This window comes from Natronorubrum halalkaliphilum (assembly GCF_009834785.1).
GTDB classification, from domain to species: Archaea; Halobacteriota; Halobacteria; order Halobacteriales; family Natrialbaceae; genus Natronorubrum; species Natronorubrum halalkaliphilum.
In genome coordinates this window covers 1-20652 of record NZ_WUYX01000004.1, presented here as the reverse complement: position 1 = coordinate 20652, position 20652 = coordinate 1, and the positions used below count along the sequence as shown (strand labels likewise).

Sequence of the window (20652 nt, the reverse complement as noted above, 5' to 3'; positions counted from 1 at the left end):
CGAAGAGCACACAATCGCCGAACGGTGACTCCGTCCGATGATCCGCACCTGGCGCTCATTCCACGACGAGAATCCGCAGATCGTTCAGGTTCGTTCCCGACGGACCGGTCACCACGAGCGAATCGCGGTCCTCGAGGAACGGGTACACGTCGTTCGCCTCGAGCGCCGCGCGGGCCGTCGCCTCGTCCTCGACGGCCGCCTCATCGACGATCGCACCCGCCGCGTCGGTCGCGCCGTCGATTCCGTCCGTGTCCACGGCGGCGACGGTGATTCCGCGTTCCAACTCGAGGGCCGCGCTCGTCGCGAACTCCTGGTTCGGCCCGCCGGTGCCGTCGCCGGTGACCGTCACGGTCGTCTCGCCACCCGAGAGGAGGACGGCCGGCGGCGAGACCGGCGTTCCCGTGGCCAGCACCTCTTCCGCGATGGCGACGTGGGTCATCGCCGCCTCGCGGGCCTCCCCACGAACGCGGGATGAGAGCACGAGCGGATCGTACCCGCGTTTCGCGGCTGCATCCCGAGCCGCCTCGAGCACCGTCGTGCCGTCCGCGATAACGTGATTCGAGATGTTCTCGAAGACGGGATCGTCGGGCCCCGGCGTTTCGGGACGGTCGCCGACTGCACCGCGCTCGAGGTGGGTCCGGACGGCGTCGGGAACGGCGACCGCGTAGCGCTCGAGAACCGCGAGCGCGTCCGCGAACGTCGACTCGTCGGCTGCGAGGGGACCGCTCGCGATGGCGCTCAGGTCGTTGCCGACGACGTCGCTCAGGACCAGCGAGACGACCGTCGCCGGGGTCGCACGACGGGCCAGCCGGCCGCCTTTCAGGGCCGAACAGTGCTTTCGGACGGCGTTGATCTCGTGGATGTCGGCCCCGCTCTCGAGCAGTGCGGTCGTGGTTCGCTGGAGCGCCTCGAGCGAGACGTCGCCCGCGGGTGCGGGCATGAGCGCGCTGCCGCCGCCCGTAATCGCCGCCAGCACGAGCGTTCGGTCGGTCGCCGCATCGGCGGCCGCGAGCAGTTCTCGGGTGCTCTCGACGCCGCGCTCGCTCGGAACCGGGTGATCGCCCTCGAGTACGGAGACACATTCGGTTTCGACGGGATCGTCAGTGACGACGACGCCGCGGTCGATCCGGTCGCCGAGGACGGACTCGAGCGCCGCGGCGACGTGGGCGGCGGCGTTTCCGCCGCCGAGGACCGCGACTTCGTCGTATTTCGAGAGGTCGATTGTCGTTTCGGCGACGTGAAGGGTGTCCCCGTCGAGGGAGACCGCCTCGCGGACCACGCGCCGCGGCTGGCCGGCCTCGATTCCCGCCTCGATGCAAGCGAGTGCGACGTCGCGTGCGCCGGTCGTCGCTACCCGTTCTCGGTTCGCAATCACGCACAACCACCCGAAACTACCTTCGCGAGTCGGTACGTCCCGTCCGCTGTCGGCTTCGACGGTCCAGCGTCGTCCCGAACAGCCGGCTCAAATCCCATACTCGAGTGTTTTCCGCGATACGGGTAAAACTCGAGGGGCCGATTCATCGTCCGGTACGGTTTGATTGACTGTAGTCGTCGTCGATAGAAACGATGGGCTGTACTGTTATACACGAACGTGCCTAACCTCTGGACGGACTCGGACGGGAACATTTAACTAAGCACTCTGGTTATGCTCGAACGTCCAATATGGGGGCTTCCGACACAATAGCGGACTACTTCGGATTCGACGAACACGAGACCGACTATCGAACAGAAACGCTCGCCGGGGTGACGACGTTCCTGGCGATGGCCTACATCATCGTGGTCAACCCCGCGATTCTGGCCGAAGCCATCACTATCGACGGCTACACCGACGCCCAGACGCGGGACGTGCTCGCGATCGCGACGATTCTCGCTTCCGTCCTGGCGATCGGCGTGATGGCGTTCTGGGCGAACCGACCGTTCGGCCTGGCTCCGGGGATGGGACTCAACGCTTTCTTCGCCTTTACCGTCGTGATCATTCTCGGCGTGCCGTGGGAACTCGCGCTCGCCGCCGTCTTCGTCGAGGGGATCATCTTCATCGCACTGACCGCCGTCGGGGCCCGCAAGTACGTCATCGAACTCTTTCCCGAACCCGTCAAGTTCGCCGTCGGGGCCGGTATCGGCGTCTTCCTCCTCTTTCTGGGACTCCAGGAGATGCAGGTCGTCGTCGGCTACGAGGCGACGCTGCTGACGCTCGGAAACGTCCTCGAGAGCCCCGTCGCGGCGCTCTCGCTCGCGGGACTCGGATTGACCTTTTTCCTCTACGCTCGCGGCATCCGTGGCTCGATCATCATCGGCATTCTGACGACGGCAATCGCGGGCTGGCTTCTGACGGTTCTCGACGTCGTCTCGCCCGGCACGTTAGCGCCGGCACCGGCCTACGAACAGGTCACGAACGACGGTCTTGTCAGCATGCTGCTCTCCGTCGAGTACGATATCACCCCGCTGATTTCGGGCTTCATCGACGGCCTCGGGATGATGACCGACGATCCGCTCGTCTTCGCGCTCGTCGTCTTCACGTTCTTCTTCGTGGACTTCTTCGATACCGCAGGGACGCTCATCGGCGTCTCGCAGATCGGCGGCTTCCTCGACGAGGAGGGTGACCTCCCCGAGATCGAGCGCCCGCTGATGGCTGACGCGGTCGGGACGACCTTCGGTGCGATGATCGGGACGTCGACGGTGACGACGTACATCGAGTCGTCGACGGGGATCGAGGAGGGCGGCCGAACCGGCTTTGCCGCCCTCATCGTCGGCGTCTTTTTCCTGCTCGCCTTGTTCTTCGTCCCGCTCATGCGAGCGATTCCCCAGTACGCGACGTACATCGCGCTCGTCGTCGTCGGGATTATCATGCTCCGGGGCGTCGCCGACATCGACTGGCAGGACCCCGTCTGGGCCATCTCCGCCGGCCTGACGATCACGATCATGCCGCTGACCGCCTCGATCGCGAACGGGCTGGCTGCAGGGATCATCAGCTATCCGGTCATCAAGGCCGCTATCGGCGAAACCCGCGACGTGACGCCCGGCCAGTGGGTACTCGCGCTTTCCTTTATCGGCTACTTCGTCGTCTATTTCGCCGTCGAAGCGGGGCAGATCACGTTCTGATCGGTCCGCTCCCTCGGCGCTCCGAGGCCGGTTCCGGCTGCGTTCTCGATTCCGGCAATCGAGGGGCCGACCGGTGGCCTCTTAGGCCTCAGTCGACTATCCTCGCCCATGGCTGACATCACGATGTACGAACTCCCCGGCTGTCCGTACTGCGCGAAAGTCCGCACGAAACTCGACGACCTGGACCTCGAGTACGACATCATCGAAGTTCCCCGGTCACACGACGAGCGGACGGAAGTGGAGAACGTAAGCGGACAGACCGGCGTCCCCGTCATCACCGACGAGTCCCAGGGCGTGGAAGGGATGTCCGAAAGCGACGATATCGTCGAGTATCTCGAGGAAACGTACGCCTGAATCGGCATTTGTTTTGTCGTCCCGTTCGAGCCTCTTTCTGACCGTCTCGAGTCGATGCTCTCGAGTCGCTGTTGACTATCGAGAACTGCAGGCTGGGCGCGACGAGTCCACCGCGGCTACTGACGAGTTCGAATCCGAGGTGTCGTCTCGTTCAGGCCGCTTCTTCGCGTTCGGCGCGCTCCCGGATAACCTTCCGGAGTTCTGCGGCGTCGCCGAGTTCCGCGAGTTCGTCGCGTTCGACCAGTGCCGTGCCGTCGACGGACTCCTGTTTCGCGCGGTCGACGACGTAGACCGACTGCGTGTGGGTGACGTGGCCGATCGAACTCATGATTCGGGCGCGTTTCTCGGCGGCCTTCGTGAACTCGGAGTGGCCGGTGAGCACGACGTCTTCGTCGTCGTCCTCATCGTCGCGGCTGACGGCCTTGAACGGCGACCGAAGCGTCGGGTGGACGTTGTAGCCGGCTCGAGTGAGGACGGCGACGACCTGTTCGTCGTCCGGATCTGCCTCGGGATCGTCGGGCGTCGCGTCGGTCTCGTGGACTTCGTCGGCTCCCTCGAGGACGTCGACTGGGCTCGTCAGCGGCGCGTCGAACAGTTCCTGAAGCGCCATCGCGATTTCGACGGAGGCGTTCATCCCGTCTTCGTACTTCGAGACGGTCCGTCGGGAGACGCCGAGTTCGCTGGCCAGTTGGCCGAGACTCCAGTCTCTGTCCTCGCGTTCGTCGGCGAGCAGGTCGCCGTCGATGTTGACGTAGAGGCCGCCGGGTGCGGCGTAAATCAGCGGCGGGACGTCTTCGATGAACAGGTTGTACGCCGTATCGGGACTGAACACGGGGACGCCGTGTCGGAAGTAGACGACGTCGGGCTTGAGGTCCTCGTCGCGACTACGCAGGCCGATGACGAGCGGCGTCGCGTTGAGGTAGGTCCCCAGACGACGCATCTCGTGGCCCGTTGCCTCGTTGAACGCGTCGATGTTGCCGAGAATCTTCACCAGAATCAGGTCTTCACCGCGGCGGGCTGCGATGTCGAAACTCTTCGGCCGGATCGCACACCGGTCGCTTACCACGAAGCCCGCGTCCTCTAACATCGCGGTCACGTTGCCGACCAGTGCGGAGCGGGACATAGGGGGATGTAAGCTATTCCTCGTATAAGACGTTTTCCCCGGGATATCCGGGTGCCGTGACGCGGTTCGCTACTGTACCGGGGGTATACTTTTATACTGGTTTTCCCGTCCGGTAGGAAATATGGCTCGTGTCGAGTGATTCTCCGTTTCGATCCGTGCCGGTGGTACGGATCGGTTACCGTCCGAAAGGGGTTACTCGGTGCCGGCCCAAAGGCGGCCGATGACTGTCGTCGGGATCGACGATACGGACTCCCGCGAACGCGGAATGTGTACGACCTACGTCGCCGCGCGGATCGCCGAGCGACTGCGCCGAGAGGGGAGTTCGGTCACACGACTGCTCCTCGTCCGACTCAACCCGGCCGTCGAGTACAAGACCCGGGGGAACGCCGCGCTCGCGATCCACACCGACGCCGAGCCGGAGACGGCGTTCGCCGTCGCCCGCGACCGCCTCGAGTCGCTCGCGGAAACCGCCGACGAGCGGACCCACCCGGGGCTCGTCGTGACCGAGACCGACCTCGACGAAACGCCCGACGACGTGCGTACGTTCGCCACGCGAGCGATCCGCGAACACCTCGCGATCGACGACGCCGCGGCTCTGCTCGAGCGCCACGGCTACCGCTCCTGGCACACCGGTAACGGCCGCGGGCGGATCGGAGCGCTGGCCGCCGTCGGCAGCTGGCGTGCACTCCCCGAGTGGACCTACGAATACATCTCCTATCGCGACTCGAGCCGGTGGGGGACCCCGCGCGACGTCGACCGCGAGAGCGTCTTCGCTGCGGCCGACTGGGGGTATCCGGACGTGTGGGATACGGTCGACCGCGGCGAGGACGAGACCGTCTGCGTGCCCCACACCCCCGGCCCGATCCTGTACGGGATCCGCGGCGACAATCCCGACGCCGTTCGACGCGTGGCGGAGCGGATCGAGAGCGAACCCGTCGCCTCGAGCCGGCTGTTCGTGACCAACCAGGGGACGGATATCCATCTGCAGGATGGTACCCTCGAGTCGATCGCGGACGGCTACGCCTATCGCGTTTCGGGACGGGTGGCGAGCGACCCCGAGACGCGGCGAGGCGGGCACGTATTCGTCGAACTCGAGGCGGAGCGTGACGACGGGGGCGAGAACAACCGCGAAGCCGGAATGCGGCCCGAATCGCGCCTCGAGTGTGCCGCCTTCGAACCGACCAAACGCTTTCGCGACCGCGTTCGAGCGCTCCGAGTCGGAGATCGAATTACCGCCTGCGGCGAGGTCTCTCGCGGAACGCTCAAACTCGAGAAGTTCGCGGTCCGCGACCTCGTCACGAGCGAATACGTGACGCCGACCTGTCCCGACTGCGAGCGAACGATGGAGAGCGCCGGTCGGAATCAGGGGTATCGCTGTCGGGACTGTGGGACGAGCGCGGACGGAAAAGTAGCGCGCGATCTCGAGCGCGATCTGGAAGCGGGCTGGTACGAGGTGCCCCCGTGTGCGCGAAGACACATCGCAAAGCCGCTGGTTCGCGGCGGGTTCGACGCGTCAGTACATCCCGAGCGGTAGCTCTCGGGCGAATGGGAGACACCGAGTGCACAGTCGTCGCGAAACCCGGTGTCCATCGCCGTTTAACTCACTGGATACTGATCCCGCGGCGAGCAAGAAACTCGCTTGCCGCTTTGATCTCGACGGGGCTACCGATGATCCGGTAGTACTTCTCGCCTTCGGGGACGACGGTCAGGGTAAACTCCTCGTCCAGCGGCGGCTCGAGTTCCTCGAGGGTCTCTCGCGGAAGCACGAGCTGCGTGCTATCGCGCAGCCGCGTCGCGTCTGGCATCGTTTCGATTGATGACGTGCGTGTCGTTTATGCGTGTCGAAAACCGTTGCGAATGGTAATCGTAACAAGCGGTACCATCGCTCGGGGGACGGTTCTCGAGCGAGCGTTTTTCCGAAAAAGTAGGTTTAGTGAATATCTCACCAGTGATACGGTTGGATGAGTATCGGCAACAGGCTAATTACTCAATACTGAAACCTATTAAATGATATATTCATTATCATTCTCTTTGGATAACTTGTTGTAACATCATCATATTCGATGGCTCCATTCTTTGATGTAGTTATTTATTTCCAATAAGTATTGCGTCAGACACGTTAATCTGAAAGAGATAGTCATGATATTATAATACTCTGTGATAGCCGACTGTGCGGAGAGTTACCAAGTGAAACATGAGCACTGAACAAGACAATTCCGACCGAGCGATACGGGACGACGATCAGGAACGCTACACCCACGAAGAAGCCGCGGAACTCGACGAAAGCGCATTCGACGGCGGTAGCGTCGGACGGCGCACCTTCTTGAGCGTTGCGGCGGCAACCGGTGCGGCACTCGCGCTGCCGAGTACGGTATCGGCTACTGCCGAGCACGATGTGCTGACGGAGAGGGCCGCCTTCGTCGTCAACGCAACTCCGGATGAGTACGAGACACCACTCGTCATCAAATTTGAGGACGGCGTTCCGACGGACTTCGAAGCGGAGTACACTGAACCCGATTGGGACGTCGACGACCAGACCGCCCCGCCGACGGCCGTGACTCGAAGCGAGCCGACGCCGGCGGCCCACGCCCGTCTCGACGCCGAGGAACTCGAGTCGGTCCTCGAGGAGTTCGGGGACGACATCGAGGAGGCCGCTTACTCCATGGGGGCCAATCCGTGGTGGCACCTGGAGGACCCCTACGCCGACGGCGTCTTCCCGCCCGTCGAGGAGTCTCGCGACTGGCTCTCGTTCGAGGAGTCCGTCCAGGGCATCAGGTACCTGGAAGAAGCGGTCGCACCCGACCGGATCGACTTCTACTCGATCGGGGAGTCTCCCGGCTGGAATAACCAGTTTACCGAAGTGAACCCCGACCCGAGCGACGTCTACGTCGCCGAGGTCACGAACGACGTCGACGACGAGGCGTCGTTCGCCGAGAAGGAGAAGGTCGTCTACTCGCTCAACATCCACGGCGACGAGCGAGCCGGCACTGAGGCCGGCTGTCGGATCATCGAGGACATCGCCTACGGCGAGGCCTCCGACTTCGAGGAACTACTCGACGACGTCGTCCTCCTCTTCCTGTTCACGAACCCGGACGGATGGGTCTCACGGAAGCCCGAGACCGAGATCCCGTGGGTCGGGGGTCACGACTGGAACTTCCAGCGAGGGAACGCGTCGGGTCTCGACACGAATCGACAGTACCCGACCATGGGCTGGACGGACCCGTCATTCTGGCCCGCCGAACCCGAGGATACGCCTGACGTGCGTCCCGGCGATCCCGAGGGTCGGGGGTACCACGAGATGGTCCCTGACTCGCTGGCCATCGTCGAGCACTTCCGCGACTACGACAACGTGGAATTCCTCTGTGACTACCACGGGATGTACACCGCCGACCACATGGTGTTCAACCTCGAGACGAACGCCCCGTTCACCCACGACAAGACCCACGACTTGGACGAGGTGAGCATCCAGATCGGCGAGGCGATGGCCGACGAGTGGGGTTCGATCGAGAACGAACCGCTGGCATCCGACATCATGGCGGCTGGTGAAACCGAGTACGGAGCCCCGTTCCTGCCCGAAGGCGACAGCTACGAGGGCCTGCTCGACTGGGGGACGATCTACGATTCGCTCTCCTACCAGGTGACCGGCGCGTTCCTGGGTTGGGCCGGCCAGCCCGAAGAGTTCGGCGGGCTCGGCGCGGTCACCGTCGCTCCCGAGGTCATTATCTCGAATCACTTCGGGTCAGCCATCAAACAGTGGAAGCCCTACTGGTCGCGTCACTACGAGACGGCCTACCGCCTGTCGATGCGCGAGTACGCCCGAATGACCGCCGCGGAGACCGAGGCGACCGTGGCGACCGAGGGCCAGGACACCGCCTACGTCTCCACCGAGACGCTGACGCGCTCGTCCGGGGACCTTCCACACACACCGGAGCCGGAACGCGGTCCCCGTAAGGGCCACGCGGGCGGCCCGCCGGCCCACGCGGGCGGTCCCGGAGCGGGTGGAACGCAAGTCAGTCGGCACCACGAGACCGTCCAGCCCGGTCGGGGGCACGTCCACGCGCACGCCAGCGAGTCCGGACACTCGTTGTTCGTCCACTTCCAGGGACTCGAAAGCGCCAGCCAGGGGACGGCCCGACTCGTCAATCCCGGCGGGAACGTCGTCCGCGAGGTCGACCTCGCGGAGCGGGACGTCCGCAGCACCGACTTCGAGGACTGGTTCGTCCAACGTCCCGAAGCTGGCGACTGGAGCGTCGAGGTCGATTCCGACGCCGACGCCGACGTCGACGTCCAGTTGACCCTCCTCGAGTCCGAAGGGATCCCCGACCCCGAAGAGACCCTGGGGTACGAACAGACCGAGTACGAGGTCAACCCGATGCAGTTCTTCGCCGACCTCGAGCCGTACGTCGAAGACGGCGCGATGGACGAAATGAGCGTCCACCACGTCAGCCGCGGGCGACTGCTCCGAGGTAATTCCGGGCAGCGCCACTACGATAAGCTGGTCGTCTCTCACGACGACGGCATCGACGATTCTCGATACATCTCGGCCATCGAAGAGTTCGTCGAGGCCGGCGGCGACCTGGTGTTGACCGACGGGGGCGTCAACCTCCTCGGGGTTCTCGACGTCGGCGACGCCGCCGACATCGACACCGAGGACGTCGACGACATCGAGGTTCAGTTCGCCAACCTCGAGGACCGCGACTTCGACCACGACTTCCTCGCGGGGATCCGTCCCCGGCAACAGGAGATGTGGAAGGGGTCACAGCTCGGCTACACGACCGGCGTCGACCAGCCGGCGACGGTCGTCGACGAGGACGCCTTCGAGACGGCTGACGGTGAAGTCGCCGGAACGATCGGTGGCGAGGGCGTCGGCGCCGGGCGGCTCGCCGCTGGCGACAGCGAGATCAACGTCCTCGGCTCCGTCCTGCCGCCGGCCCAACAGACCGAGCTTCATCCGTTCGGCATGGGCGACTACGCGGTGTCGTTCATGGGCCACACCCTGATCTGCAACGCCCTCGGATTCGAACAGCGACGGTACGTTGCGGGAGAGTTGGTCAGAAGTTACGGGGAGATACGATAGTACCGCCCTCGTTTTACACTCTCTTCCGAAGCCATTTTTCATCTGCGCTCGCCTCAACCGTTCGGAGCCGCCGCTCGCGAGCCGATGCGAACCACGACGAAGGATCCCACTTGCCGTGCGTCTCGAAAGTGTTTTTCGGCGTGGGCGGTTGGGTACAGACAAATGGGGCTCGAGGAGGAGATCGAAGAGATCGAAGACGAAATTGCGAATACGCCCTACAACAAGTCGACGGAGGCCCACATTGGCCGGCTGAAGTCGAAGCTTGCGGAGAAAAAAGAGAAACTCGAGAACCAGAGTTCGTCGGGCGGCGGCACCGGCTACTCCGTCGAGAAACACGGGGACGCGACGGTTGCGCTGGTCGGGTTTCCCAGCGTCGGCAAGTCGTCGCTGCTGAATTCGTTGACCAACGCCGAGAGCGAGACCGGCTCCTACGAGTTCACGACGCTGGACGTCAACCCAGGCATGCTCAACCATCGCGGAGCGAACATCCAGCTGCTGGACGTCCCCGGGCTCATCGAGGGCGCGGCGTCGGGGAAAGGCGACGGGCAGCAGGTGCTCGCGGTGGTCCGCAACGCCGACCTGATCATCTTCATGCTGTCGGTATTCGAGATCGACCAGTACGAGCGCCTCCAAGAGGAGCTGTACGACATCAATATCCGCGTCGATCAGGAACCGCCGCGGGTCACGGTCCGTCCGAAGATCAAAGACGGCATCAAGATCACCTCGAGTGCGGAACAGGAGTTAGACGAGGAGACGATTTCGGACGTGCTTCGCGATCAGGGCTACGTCAACGCCGATCTGAACTTACAGGAGACGGTCACCATCGACCGGCTGATCGACGGCCTGATGGAAAACCGCGAGTACATCCCGTCGATCACGTGCGTGAACAAGGTCGATCTGATCGAACCCGACTACAAGGAGCAGGTTGACGAACAACTTCGCGAGCGAAATCTCGACCCCGAGGAGGTCACCTTCATCAGCGCCGAACAGGAGAAGGGCCTCGACGTCCTCAAAGATCGCATCTGGGAGAATCTCGGGCTCATCCGCGTCTACATGGAAAAACCCGGTCGCGGCATCGACTGGGAGGAGCCGCTGGTCATCGAGGAGGGAACCACCGTCGGTGAAGCCATCGAGAAACTCGGCGGCGAGATGGAAGAGCGGTTCCGCTTCGCCCGCGTCACGGGCTCCAGCGCGACCCACGACCAACAGCAGGTCGGCAAGGATCACGTTCTCGAGGACGAGGACGTGCTGAAACTGATTTTGCGTCGGTAGCTCCCGTCGTTCCACGCGGATCGGCGGCCTCGATTGCCGTCGCCCGGACGCGGAGTCGACTCGACCGACTGTCCCCCCCCCTGTTCGTTCAGCCGCCGCAGAATTACGTATCAGGAAGAGTGTACCGTTCCGATCGACTAGCGTTATTCGCTAGCTCGATGGCTCGTCTACTATGTCCGAATTCGGTGCACTGTCGTTGGTTCCGCCGCTGCTCGCGATCCTCCTCGCGATCGTCACTCGGCGACCGATGCTGTCGCTGTTTCTCGGCATCTGGTCGGGTGCGATCATCTACACCGAGAGTCTCGGTATCGCACAGACGTTCGACTGGATCGTCGGCGCGATCATCGCCGACGACGGCTTTCACGTCCAGATCCTCCTGTTTACGCTCCTGTTGGGATCGGGCGTCGCGCTCATCTGGCGACTCGGCGGCGCGATCGCCGTTCGCAACTGGGCGATGGGACGACTCGAGACCCAGCGGAAGGTCGGACTGACAACGTGGCTCCTGGGACTGCTGATGTTCTTCGACGACTACGCCAACACGGCCATCGTCGGAAGCACGATGCGCGAAATCTCCGATCAGCTGCGGATCTCCCGCGAGAAGCTGTCCTACATCGTCGACTCGACGGCTGCCCCCGTCGCGACGATCGGCCTCTCGAGTTGGGTCGCGTTTCAGCTGTCGCTGATCGCCGCCGGGTACGAAGACCTCGGCGTCGAAGACGAGTCTCCCTCGGCGTTCGAGACGTTCGTCTGGTCGATTCCCTACAACACCTACTCGCTGCTGGCGATTGCGATGGTCGGTATTATCGTCTACACGCGACGGGATTACGGCGAGATGTTGGACGCGGAACACCGCGCGTGGACGACCGGCAAGGTCAGCCGCGAGGACGCCCAGCCACTCCAGGAAGTCGAGAAAGACCTCGGCGAGCCGATCGAGGACCGCCCGATGCTGCGAACGTTCTTCGCGCCCGTCGTCGTCCTCATCGCGGTCACGCTGGCGGGTGCGTTCTGGACCGGCTACGACGCGTGGGTCGGCGAGCAGGCCGAAGCGGGCGAAGCGACGACCATCGGAGCCGCCGCGGACGATGCGGGGCTGGTGCAGGTGCTCGTCGATATCGTCGGCGCGGGCGACTTTGCCGGCGCGCTGGTCTGGGGATCCTTCGCCATGGTCGCGGCCGCGATCGCGATCGGCGTCGTCTACGACCTCTTCGACACCGGTGACGGCGTCGATACCGTCCTCGACGGGTTCAAGCTCATGGTGACGGCCGTGACGATCCTCATCCTCGCGTGGGGGATCAGCGACGTCGCGTCGGCCCTCGAGACGGGCGACTACGTCGCTGGTGCTGTCGGCGACACCGTCCCGGTCGAAATCTTCCCCGTCATCATCCTGTTCGTCGCGGCCTTCATCGCGTTCACGATGGGGTCGTCGTGGGCGACGATGGGGATCGTGACGCCGCTGGCCATCGAAATCGCATACGGGCTGACGGGATCGTTCGAACTCATGCCCGTCGTCGTCGGTGCCGTCTTCTCGGGGGCGATCTTCGGCGATCACACCTCGCCGATTTCGGACACCTCGGTGCTCTCGTCGACGTTTACCGGCGCGGATCTGATCGATCACGTGCGCACGCAGTTTTACTATGCCACGACCGTCATGGCCGTCGTCGTGGTCTGTTACCTGCTCTACGGCTATCTCGGCGTTTCGCCCGTCTTGTTCCTCCCGCTGGGCGTCGTCTTGCTCGTCGTTCTCGTCCGCGGGCTGTCAGAACTCGACGCCGGCCGAAAGGGGCTCCACCCGATTGCGTCCCAGACGCTCGAGGAGACCGGCGAGAGCGACCGGCGAGACGAGTAGACCGCCGCCTTCGCCACGTTTTTGCCGCCCGCAGCAGACGATTCGTGTATGGACGGAACGCTCGACCACACGATGATCCGCGTCACCGATCTGGAGGAATCCCTCGACTGGTACCAGACGCATCTGGCGTACGAGGAGAAAGACCGCTTCGAGGGCGACGACTTCACCATCGTCTACCTCGGGCCCGAGGACGTACACGAGGAGGGTGCCCTGCTCGAGCTCACCCACAACGAAGGGACCGACGACCTCGAGGTCGGCGACGCCTGGGGCCACGTCGCGGTTCGCGTCCCCGACGGCGAACTCGAGGAGCACTACCAGCAGCTGATGGACGAAGGCGTCGAGGACTACCGCGATCCCGAGTCCTGCGGCGGGCGCTACGCGTTCGTCAAGGACCCGGACGGCCACGAGATCGAGATCGTCCAGCGCGATCAGGGGGCGACGTGGTCGCTCGACCACACCATGATCCGCGTCGAGGACGCCGACGAAGCGCTCGGCTACTGGACCCGCAAGTTCGAGTACCAAGAGGTCGGTCGCTGGGAGTCCGACACCTTCGCGAACTACTTCGTCGAGCCCGAGGACGCCGCCGACGAAGCGATGTCGCTCGAACTCACCTACAACTACGACGGCCGATCCTACGACATGGGCGACGCCTGGGGCCACCTCTGTATCCGCGTCGACGACCTCGCCGAGGACTGGGACCAGCTCCTCGAGCGCGAGGCACCCGACTATCGCGACCCCGAGAGCAACGACAACATGTACGCCTTTACGAAAGATCAGGACGGCCACGAGATCGAACTGCTCGAGCGCGACCTCGAGGCCGACTCGCTGTTCCCGTTCTGAGACGGTCTGCTGTAAGTCATTTCCGGCGCAACCGCAGGACGACTTGCGGTTGCACCGGTAAACCGTCACCGCAAACCGTACGAGTCGGTCGGACGTCGCGGTTTTGGTGTGAGTGATCTGCGGGCTCATTTTCGGGTTGTGATCGGGTGGGGAACTCGATCGCAGCCTTACGTTCAGTTCGTGTTGATGATCGGCTCGGTATCGTTTCTGTAGGGCGACACCGCCCAGGAGTTGGCGACTCGAGAGTATTGGCAGTATTTCGGACTTCGCATTGGAGGTGGGATTCTCGCCCGCAGCGAGCCCGCGCTTAGCCGGTCGGCTTCGGATCGATCGGCCGTCTCGAGGCCGGTAAGGTCGTATTACGACCGGGAGACGGCTTGTGGCAGACGGGATGGGTGTCGACCAGTCGCGTCTTTCCTCGCGGAAAGCCGGATTACGATCGTCGATACTGGGGGCATTCGGCAGTAATATTCATTTAGTAGCGACATTCAGGAATCCGTGAGAATCGGCGTCTGGAGCCGGCTATCGGGCTCTCGTCTGGTGGTTTTGTGGGTGATTACTCGAGTCAATGGAGCAATAGGATATCCAGAAAACTTATTACGGGATGCTTTATACGTTGTATTACCCCTACCCGGTGCGAGGCAGCGTGTCGATACACGCTGGTCGCTCGCTCGCACTCCGACCGAATCGCACGCAAACCAACGAAACACGAAACACAAGACAACATAAATGACAAACGAAACTTCATTCCGCGAAAAGGGTCGCGCAGTGGCCCTGGCCGCGCTTATGGTACTGTCTGTTGTCGCCATGTCCGCAGCGTTTGCGGGTGCGGCGGCGGCCGACAGTGATGCTGATAAGACGCTTGACGCGGACAGTCTGTCAGGCGATGACGTATGGATCGGACAGACGGTTAAATTCACGAACCTTGAGGACCCCTCTGACCTGATGCAGGGCGGGGACACGGTCGATAACCTCCGTGTCGACGACAGCGGAAACGCTACTGTTGACACGAGTGAACTCGACGACGGCCGGTACTACATCGACAACAACGGAACCGATACCGGCTCCTTCTGGGTGAACGAACACGAAGTCGAGACTGAATTCGACTCCAGTGTCGCTTCCCAGGATGCCCCAGCTACCATCAGCTACGAAGACGTTAGCGACATCCCACGCGACGACGCTGAGGATTACGCTGATGTCCTGGTGACTGGTGAACTCGAAGGTGACTCACTCAGCGACAGTGACCTCGACCAGATCTTCAGTGACAGCGTCGACCACGATGATGATGATGCTGTTCTGATTGAGGGTCTCAACGACTCCGACCAGATCGAAGCTGACTTCGCCGAAAGCGACGTTGGCGACTACGAATTCACGTTCGACGTGACTGACACGACGGCTTCCGACAACGCGTCGGTCACTGTGACTGACGACGACGCGGACTACGAGTTCGTTAACGTCGAAGATGTCGACCAGGGTGACTTCGCAGAGATCACCATCGGTGTCGACCAGGTTGACAGTGCCGCTGTCGTTATTCACGAAGAGAGCCTCGACTTCGCCTCCGCTGTTCAGGTGAGCGACATCGAGGATGACGAAGTCGTTCTTCTCTACAACACGCACGCACCCAGTGACGCTGAGGCATGGAGTGTCCACGATGACTACGATGCTGAGGTAACCGATGCCTTTAGCGCTGATGAGGACATCGACCAGCCACTTCCCAACCACAACTGGGATCTGAACATCGGCCCATCCGATAACGCTGGTCTGGATACTACCGACAACTCGGTCAACGTGACCGACTTCAACGACTTCGACCGAGACCGACTTGTTGTCGACGCTCACGATGGCTTCGGTGACACGGTCTCCTCCGTTGCACCAGCTGACGAAGACGTCGACGATCTCGAGGACTTCGATGAGTACGCTACCGAAGCGGACACCATCGCACAGGGCGACAAGCTCCTCATGACCCTCGAGGACTTCGGTGCTGACGGCGCAATCGACCACCTTGACGAAGATGACTTCGTTGTCGAGATTACCCAGGAGAAGGCTGGTCTGATCGATGATGATGTCGTTACTTATAACAGCACGGACGAAGGCGGCGACTACAACCTTACCGTTGATCTTGTCAGCGACGACGTTGACGAGTACGACGGTGACCTCGTCTTTGCAGTTAGCATCGACGAAGGTGCTGACGAGTTCAACTACGACGATGCAACGCACGCAGTTACCTTCACGGTGACTGATGAGAACGACTACGTTGCTGAGGACGAGGAATACGAGGCGGAACTCGACCTCGAATTCGAGGAACGTAACATCGACTGGGACGCAATCGACTCGCTCCCAGCTGACTCCGACGCAACCGCAACCGGTACGACGAACGTCGCACCCGGTACGGAACTCGAAGCTAACGCAGACTCGCCAAGCAGTGAAGGTGGCTTCGTCGACTACACCGACACGGTCGTTGCAGACGACTACACGTTCGCTGCTGAATTCGACCTCGAGGGCGAACAGGTTGGTTCGCTCTTCGACATCACCGCTGAGGAAACTTACAGTGGTGACGGCGCTGCAGATGACGCTGTCCTGACGGATGTCACCCTCGACGAGGCTGGCGAAGATGTTGGCGAAAAGGACCTCGACGTTAGCGTCGACTACCCATCCCAGATCGACGTTGGTGCAGACGCTGACTTCGATGTCACCGTGACCAACAACAAGGACTCCTCGATCACCGCTGACCTCACCCTCGAGCTCGACGGTGAGGAGTGGACCGAGGAACTCGAGATCGACGGCGACTCCGCTGGTGAACACACGTTCACGACCGGCGCCGATCTCGCCGAAGGCGACGACTACGACTTCAGCGTCACCGCTGAGTCCGACGACGCCGAAGACACCTACGAAGGTACGCTGACCGTTGGCGAGAAGACCGACGACTCCGATGACCACGACGACTCGGACGACTCTGACGACGCTGACGACTCTGACGACTCTGACGACGACTCCGACGATGACGGTACGCCTGGCTTTGGCGTCGCTGTCGCTGTCGTCGCTCTGCTCGCAGCCGCCATGCTGGCCCTGCGACGTCAGAACTAACGCAGCTACCCACTAACCACCGGACTTCGTCCGGCCCTTGACGAACTTTCCTTTCTTTCGCACGCTACACCCGACAGCGACAGCCGTCGTGATCAGTCGATAGTGGTCGTTGTAGCGACTCGAATCACGGACACCGATAACGGAACGAACTCGAGACGCAGTGACAGCAGCCTACTTCTCAGAGACCCAACGACGATAGCAGCAGCGAAGCCACGCACTCGAGATGGGCGTTGGCTCGAGGTCGTGGCTGTCGTCTCCGCTCGTAGAGTCCGCGTTAGTGGTCGGCGCACTCGTATCCGAGCGGTCGTCCACAGCCACGACAGCTACGAGAGCCCGACCAACTCACTCCCAGCCTGCCCCCCAGGTAACACCCGGATCGTGACCGTCACGGTCGCGGGCCCGACCGACCACCAGGCCAACCCCTGTGGCTGTCGGGTTCACGCCGGGTTACTCGAGCGGGAGTGAACGGCCGGCTCGAGTGAGCCACTTTTCTCGAAAAAGACTTAATACACTATCCATAGAACATGTACTGTGATGTCGACGGACGACTACATTGTTTCCCCTCCCGACCCCGAAGCGACGTTTACTGAGCTGCTCACTTACGCTGAGTTGCTAAATACGCCCCGGCTTGCCCGTCTCTACAGCTACATCCTCCAAAACGGTCCAATCGGAATGGAGGCAATCAAACGCGATCTCGAGATGGCCCACTCGACGACGTACAAGTACGTTGGCCAACTCGAGGAGATGGACGTGTTGACTCGGCACGACGATGGCAAGGCTGCGACAGTGACCGTTGCCCCGATTCACCTCGAAATCGAGACGGATCATGGTGAAGTGACCGCGACGCCGACGCTTGTCGATGCGATTGGACGGCAACTCGACAACGAAGATATCCGCGTCTTCGTCGAACGACAGGGAGTTGCAAAACTGGCCGCTGCCCTTCACTACACACTCCGAGTGATGAACGGCGAACTGACTCAGCGAACTGCGGCGAACAAACTCGATGTACACCGGATCGAGGGGATGACAGTTATCACTACCTTGCAGGATGTCGTTGCGGAAGCGACGGCGTACGATCCGTATGTGGAGCGACCGAAGTAATGTCTGCGGAACGAATCCGAGGGATAGCGCCGCGATCATCGACAGTAGCGTGCTATTCGCAATGGGAGGACCGTCGAACGAAAAGTACCGGGCCTTTGAGCGCTTCGTCCGTCGACGAAACATCATGGTTACAGTACCCCAGCACGTAGCTGAAGAACTCGGAGAGAGTCCGGAAGCATACGGATATCAACGCGATCGTCTGCAGGCGGCAAGGATGCTGGATGGATCGAACCAGGACGGATCGACTTTTCCGTCCCTCGCGTCTCGAAAGTCGTTGACAAAACTCGGACTCGGATGCTTCACCTTTCTGCAGATGACGTTACTGAGGACGAAATCGAGAAAACTGATACCGTTCTTGCCGGGTTAGCCTACCAGTATGTCGAAAGCCGCAACCAACATATCACCGTCTTCGTAAGCGATACGGTCGCCAAACGAGCTATTAGCGATGTGCTCTCCGTAGTCGGTGTCGAGGACCAGACGTTGGTGATCGAAGGTCGGGTATTTTTGCAAGATCTGATTGACGGCTCGATCGCTAAGACACACGAACGACCGATGTCAGGCTCCCTTTGGGGTATTGCAGCCGGTCTCACACGAGGCGTTGAGACAGTTTACAGGCGGAGCAGACCGGGTGTCTCGGGATCGTATGGAGGTTTTCGATTGGCGTGACTGATACGGATTGTTGTAGCGTTTTACCGGTGATCGTTTCGACGGGAGCAGCGATCACCGGTAACGAACGACAACGGTCCGTATGAGCAAATCATCGGATCCCGCTATCCGCGAACGCTTCGCGTTTGCGTAAAGACGGCGTTTCTCGAACCACGGGACCTCGAGGCGGTTCACTCGGTGTTTCGAACAAACTCGAATTTACTATCGCAACCACCGAAACACGAACTCCAGCAAAATCAACGCCCGCGTCGCAACCGCCGCAGCCCTCAGTCGTCCGCAGCCACGACCTCGCCGTCGCTCGTCGACTCGGTGCGCTCGAGGTCCTCGAGATACTCGTCGGCGTCCAGTGCGGCCTTGCTCCCCATCCCGGCGGCGGTGACGGCCTGCTGGTAGTGGTAGTCGACGACGTCGCCGGCGCCGAAGATGCCGGGGACGTCGGTTTCGGTCTGGCCACCGCCGTCGCCACCCTGCGTTCGGAGGTAGCCCTCGTCGTCCATCTCGACGCCGGTGCCCTCGAGGTACTCGGTGTTCGGGGTGTGGCCGATGGCGAAGAAGACGGCCCCGACGTCGAACTCGAACTCGTTGGTTTCGGGGTCGTCCAGCCGATCCGTCGGATGGCCCTTATCGTTCTCGACGAGGGTGACGTAGTCGACGCCCTCCTCCTGGGAGCCGTGGAGTTCGGTTACCTCGGTGTTTTTCATGATCTCGATCTCGCCCTCCTCGACCTTTTCGTGGACGCGGTTGACCCAGTACTGTTCGGCGCGGAACTCCTCGCGGCGGTGGGCGATGTAGACGGTGTCAGCGAACTTGGTGAGGAAGGTGGCCTCCTCCATGGCGGCGTCGCCGCCGCCGACGACGAGCATGTCCTCGCCGCGGAAGAACGCGCCGTCACAGGTGGCACACGTCGAGAGGCCGTAGCCCATGAGTTCGTCCTCGCCGGGGATACCGAGTGTTCGCGCGCTCGCGCCCGAGGCCGCGATGACGGCATCTGCGGTGTAAACGTCGCCGTTGGTCATCTCGACGCGGAACGGCCGACTCGAGGCCTCGACGGTCTCGATGATGCCGTTTTTCAGCTCGGCGCCGAACTGTCGGGCCTGCTCTTTCATGTTGTTCACGAGTTCGGGGCCGCCGATTCCCTCGGGGAAGCCGGGGTAGTTTGCGACGTCGGTCGTCAGAGTGAGCTGGCCGCCGGGCTCGTCGCCCTCGATGACCAGCGGTTCGTTGTCCCCGCGGCCGGCGTAGATCGCTGCCGTCAGCCCGGCGATGCCGGTGCCGGCGATGATGAGTTTGCGGTGTTCGAGCACTTCGCCGTCCTCGCCCTCGCGCTCGATGCCGAGTTTCTCGTCCAGTTCGCCGGTCTCGTCGAGCGCGCTGGTGTCGTCCCAGCCGCCGATCAGTTCGTCGTCGATGAACACTTCGGGAGCGGTTTTGCGTCCGTTTGCGCGTTCGACCATCTCCTCGAATAGCTCGTCGTCACCAGTGACGTTGTACGTCTCGTACTCGATGCCTTTCGCATCGAAGAGGTCCTTGGCTTTTTCACAGTAGGGGCAGTCCTCTTTGGTATAAATCTCGACTCGAGGCTGTTCGCTCATGGCACCGAATTGGGACAGAGTGCCTAAACCGCTTGCGTTCTCAGCAACGAACTGACCGTTCCTGTGACGTTCGGTGGCACTGTTACCCGTCAGTGGATCGCGCTGCGTCGACGAACTCGACGACGACGCACTTACGGTGGGGACGCTCGAGAATCGAGTATGGCTGCGGATCTCGAGGAGAAGACGGATCGGTACGGGGAGTTGCTCGCGGAGGCACTGGAGGAAGCGTCGGTCGCACCGCCGGAGGGAACGCCAATGGCCGAGGCGGCCGATGAGTGTTACGAGATGGCGTCCTCGTATCTCGAGGACGGAACCCACTTTCGGGAGGAAGGCGACCTCGTCAATGCGCTGGCATCGTTTTCCTACGGCCACGCGTGGCTCGATGCAGGGGCGCGTGTCGGCCTGTTCGACGTGCCTACTGACGGCCACCTTTTTACGGTCTGATACTGTCTGCTGTAATTCGTTTCGGGTGGGATCGCAGGACGACTCGCGGCCCCACCGGTATATCGTTACAGGTATGTGTTTACCCCGAGGTCTCGACAGCCGGCACAGCGTGAGCCCGTGAGATCATCTCATTGCTGCTGACGACTCGGCGAAG

General features: G+C 62.1%; 14 protein-coding genes and 1 pseudogene. 11 read left to right on the top strand and 4 right to left on the bottom strand.

Annotated elements, in window-relative coordinates:
* Window positions 1-55: 55 nt before the first annotated feature.
* Window positions 56-1375, bottom strand: coding sequence for a glycerate kinase type-2 family protein (locus GS429_RS00780; protein WP_328821173.1), 1320 nt, complete (start codon window positions 1373-1375; stop codon window positions 56-58).
* A gap of 287 nt (window positions 1376-1662) precedes the next feature.
* On the opposite strand from GS429_RS00780, the gene GS429_RS00775 reads away from it, so the two are divergent.
* Together GS429_RS00775 and GS429_RS00770 are read left to right on the top strand one after the other, a co-directional pair.
* The gene (locus GS429_RS00775; protein WP_160061764.1) at window positions 1663-3099 is read left to right on the top strand and encodes an NCS2 family permease; all 1437 of its coding nucleotides are present in this window, start codon (window positions 1663-1665) and stop codon (window positions 3097-3099) included.
* A 108-nt stretch (window positions 3100-3207) separates the two neighbouring features.
* A complete protein-coding gene (locus GS429_RS00770) occupies window positions 3208-3453 on the top strand; it encodes a glutaredoxin family protein (protein WP_160061762.1) in 246 nt (81 codons plus the stop codon).
* 151 nt (window positions 3454-3604) lie between these two features.
* Here the strand turns inward: GS429_RS00770 and GS429_RS00765 are convergent, their stop codons facing one another.
* Window positions 3605-4576 carry a transcriptional regulator gene (locus GS429_RS00765; RefSeq protein ID WP_160061760.1) on the bottom strand — a complete coding sequence of 324 codons (972 nt, stop codon included), beginning with the start codon at window positions 4574-4576 and terminating at the stop codon, window positions 3605-3607.
* 220 nt (window positions 4577-4796) lie between these two features.
* Here GS429_RS00765 and GS429_RS00760 point away from each other — a divergent pair, with 220 nt between their 5' ends.
* On the top strand, window positions 4797-6110 hold the full coding sequence (locus GS429_RS00760; RefSeq protein ID WP_160061758.1) for a tRNA(Ile)(2)-agmatinylcytidine synthase: 1314 nt from the start codon (window positions 4797-4799) through the stop codon (window positions 6108-6110).
* Window positions 6111-6177: 67 nt separating this feature from the next.
* On the opposite strand, the gene GS429_RS00755 is transcribed toward GS429_RS00760, so the two are convergent.
* Entirely contained in the window at window positions 6178-6381 is a 204-nt protein-coding gene (locus GS429_RS00755; RefSeq protein WP_160061756.1) for a VNG_1110C family protein, read from the bottom strand.
* A 389-nt stretch (window positions 6382-6770) separates the two neighbouring features.
* Between GS429_RS00755 and GS429_RS00750 the strand changes: the two genes are divergently transcribed.
* The 7 genes and pseudogenes from GS429_RS00750 (at window position 6771) to GS429_RS22750 (ending at window position 18462) form a co-directional block, all read left to right on the top strand.
* The gene (locus tag GS429_RS00750) at window positions 6771-9653 is read left to right on the top strand and encodes a M14 family zinc carboxypeptidase (protein ID WP_160061754.1); all 2883 of its coding nucleotides are present in this window, start codon (window positions 6771-6773) and stop codon (window positions 9651-9653) included.
* Window positions 9654-9815: 162 nt separating this feature from the next.
* Window positions 9816-10925: an OBG GTPase family GTP-binding protein gene (locus tag GS429_RS00745; RefSeq protein WP_160061752.1), complete on the top strand. Its 1110-nt coding sequence runs from the start codon at window positions 9816-9818 to the stop codon at window positions 10923-10925.
* Between the two features lie 172 nt (window positions 10926-11097).
* A complete protein-coding gene (locus GS429_RS00740) occupies window positions 11098-12771 on the top strand; it encodes a Na+/H+ antiporter NhaC family protein (protein WP_160061750.1) in 1674 nt (557 codons plus the stop codon).
* A 48-nt stretch (window positions 12772-12819) separates the two neighbouring features.
* Window positions 12820-13611, top strand: a complete 792-nt coding sequence (locus tag GS429_RS00735; RefSeq protein WP_160061748.1) for a VOC family protein — start codon at window positions 12820-12822, stop codon at window positions 13609-13611.
* A gap of 786 nt (window positions 13612-14397) precedes the next feature.
* On the top strand, window positions 14398-16695 hold the full coding sequence (locus tag GS429_RS00730; RefSeq protein ID WP_201293923.1) for a COG1470 family protein: 2298 nt from the start codon (window positions 14398-14400) through the stop codon (window positions 16693-16695).
* 534 nt (window positions 16696-17229) lie between these two features.
* The gene (locus GS429_RS00725) at window positions 17230-17796 is read left to right on the top strand and encodes a DUF7437 domain-containing protein (RefSeq protein ID WP_160061744.1); all 567 of its coding nucleotides are present in this window, start codon (window positions 17230-17232) and stop codon (window positions 17794-17796) included.
* A pseudogene (locus tag GS429_RS22750) lies at window positions 17744-18462 on the top strand (PIN domain-containing protein). Before GS429_RS00725 ends, GS429_RS22750 begins: the two are co-directional and overlap by 53 nt.
* 266 nt (window positions 18463-18728) lie before the next feature.
* Here GS429_RS22750 and GS429_RS00720 read toward each other — a convergent pair.
* Window positions 18729-20054 carry an FAD-dependent oxidoreductase gene (locus tag GS429_RS00720; protein WP_160061742.1) on the bottom strand — a complete coding sequence of 442 codons (1326 nt, stop codon included), beginning with the start codon at window positions 20052-20054 and terminating at the stop codon, window positions 18729-18731.
* Window positions 20055-20213: 159 nt separating this feature from the next.
* On the opposite strand from GS429_RS00720, the gene GS429_RS00715 reads away from it, so the two are divergent.
* Complete coding sequence (locus GS429_RS00715; RefSeq protein ID WP_160061740.1) at window positions 20214-20498, top strand: DUF357 domain-containing protein; 285 nt, start codon at window positions 20214-20216, stop codon at window positions 20496-20498.
* The last annotated feature ends 154 nt before the right edge of the window (window positions 20499-20652 follow it).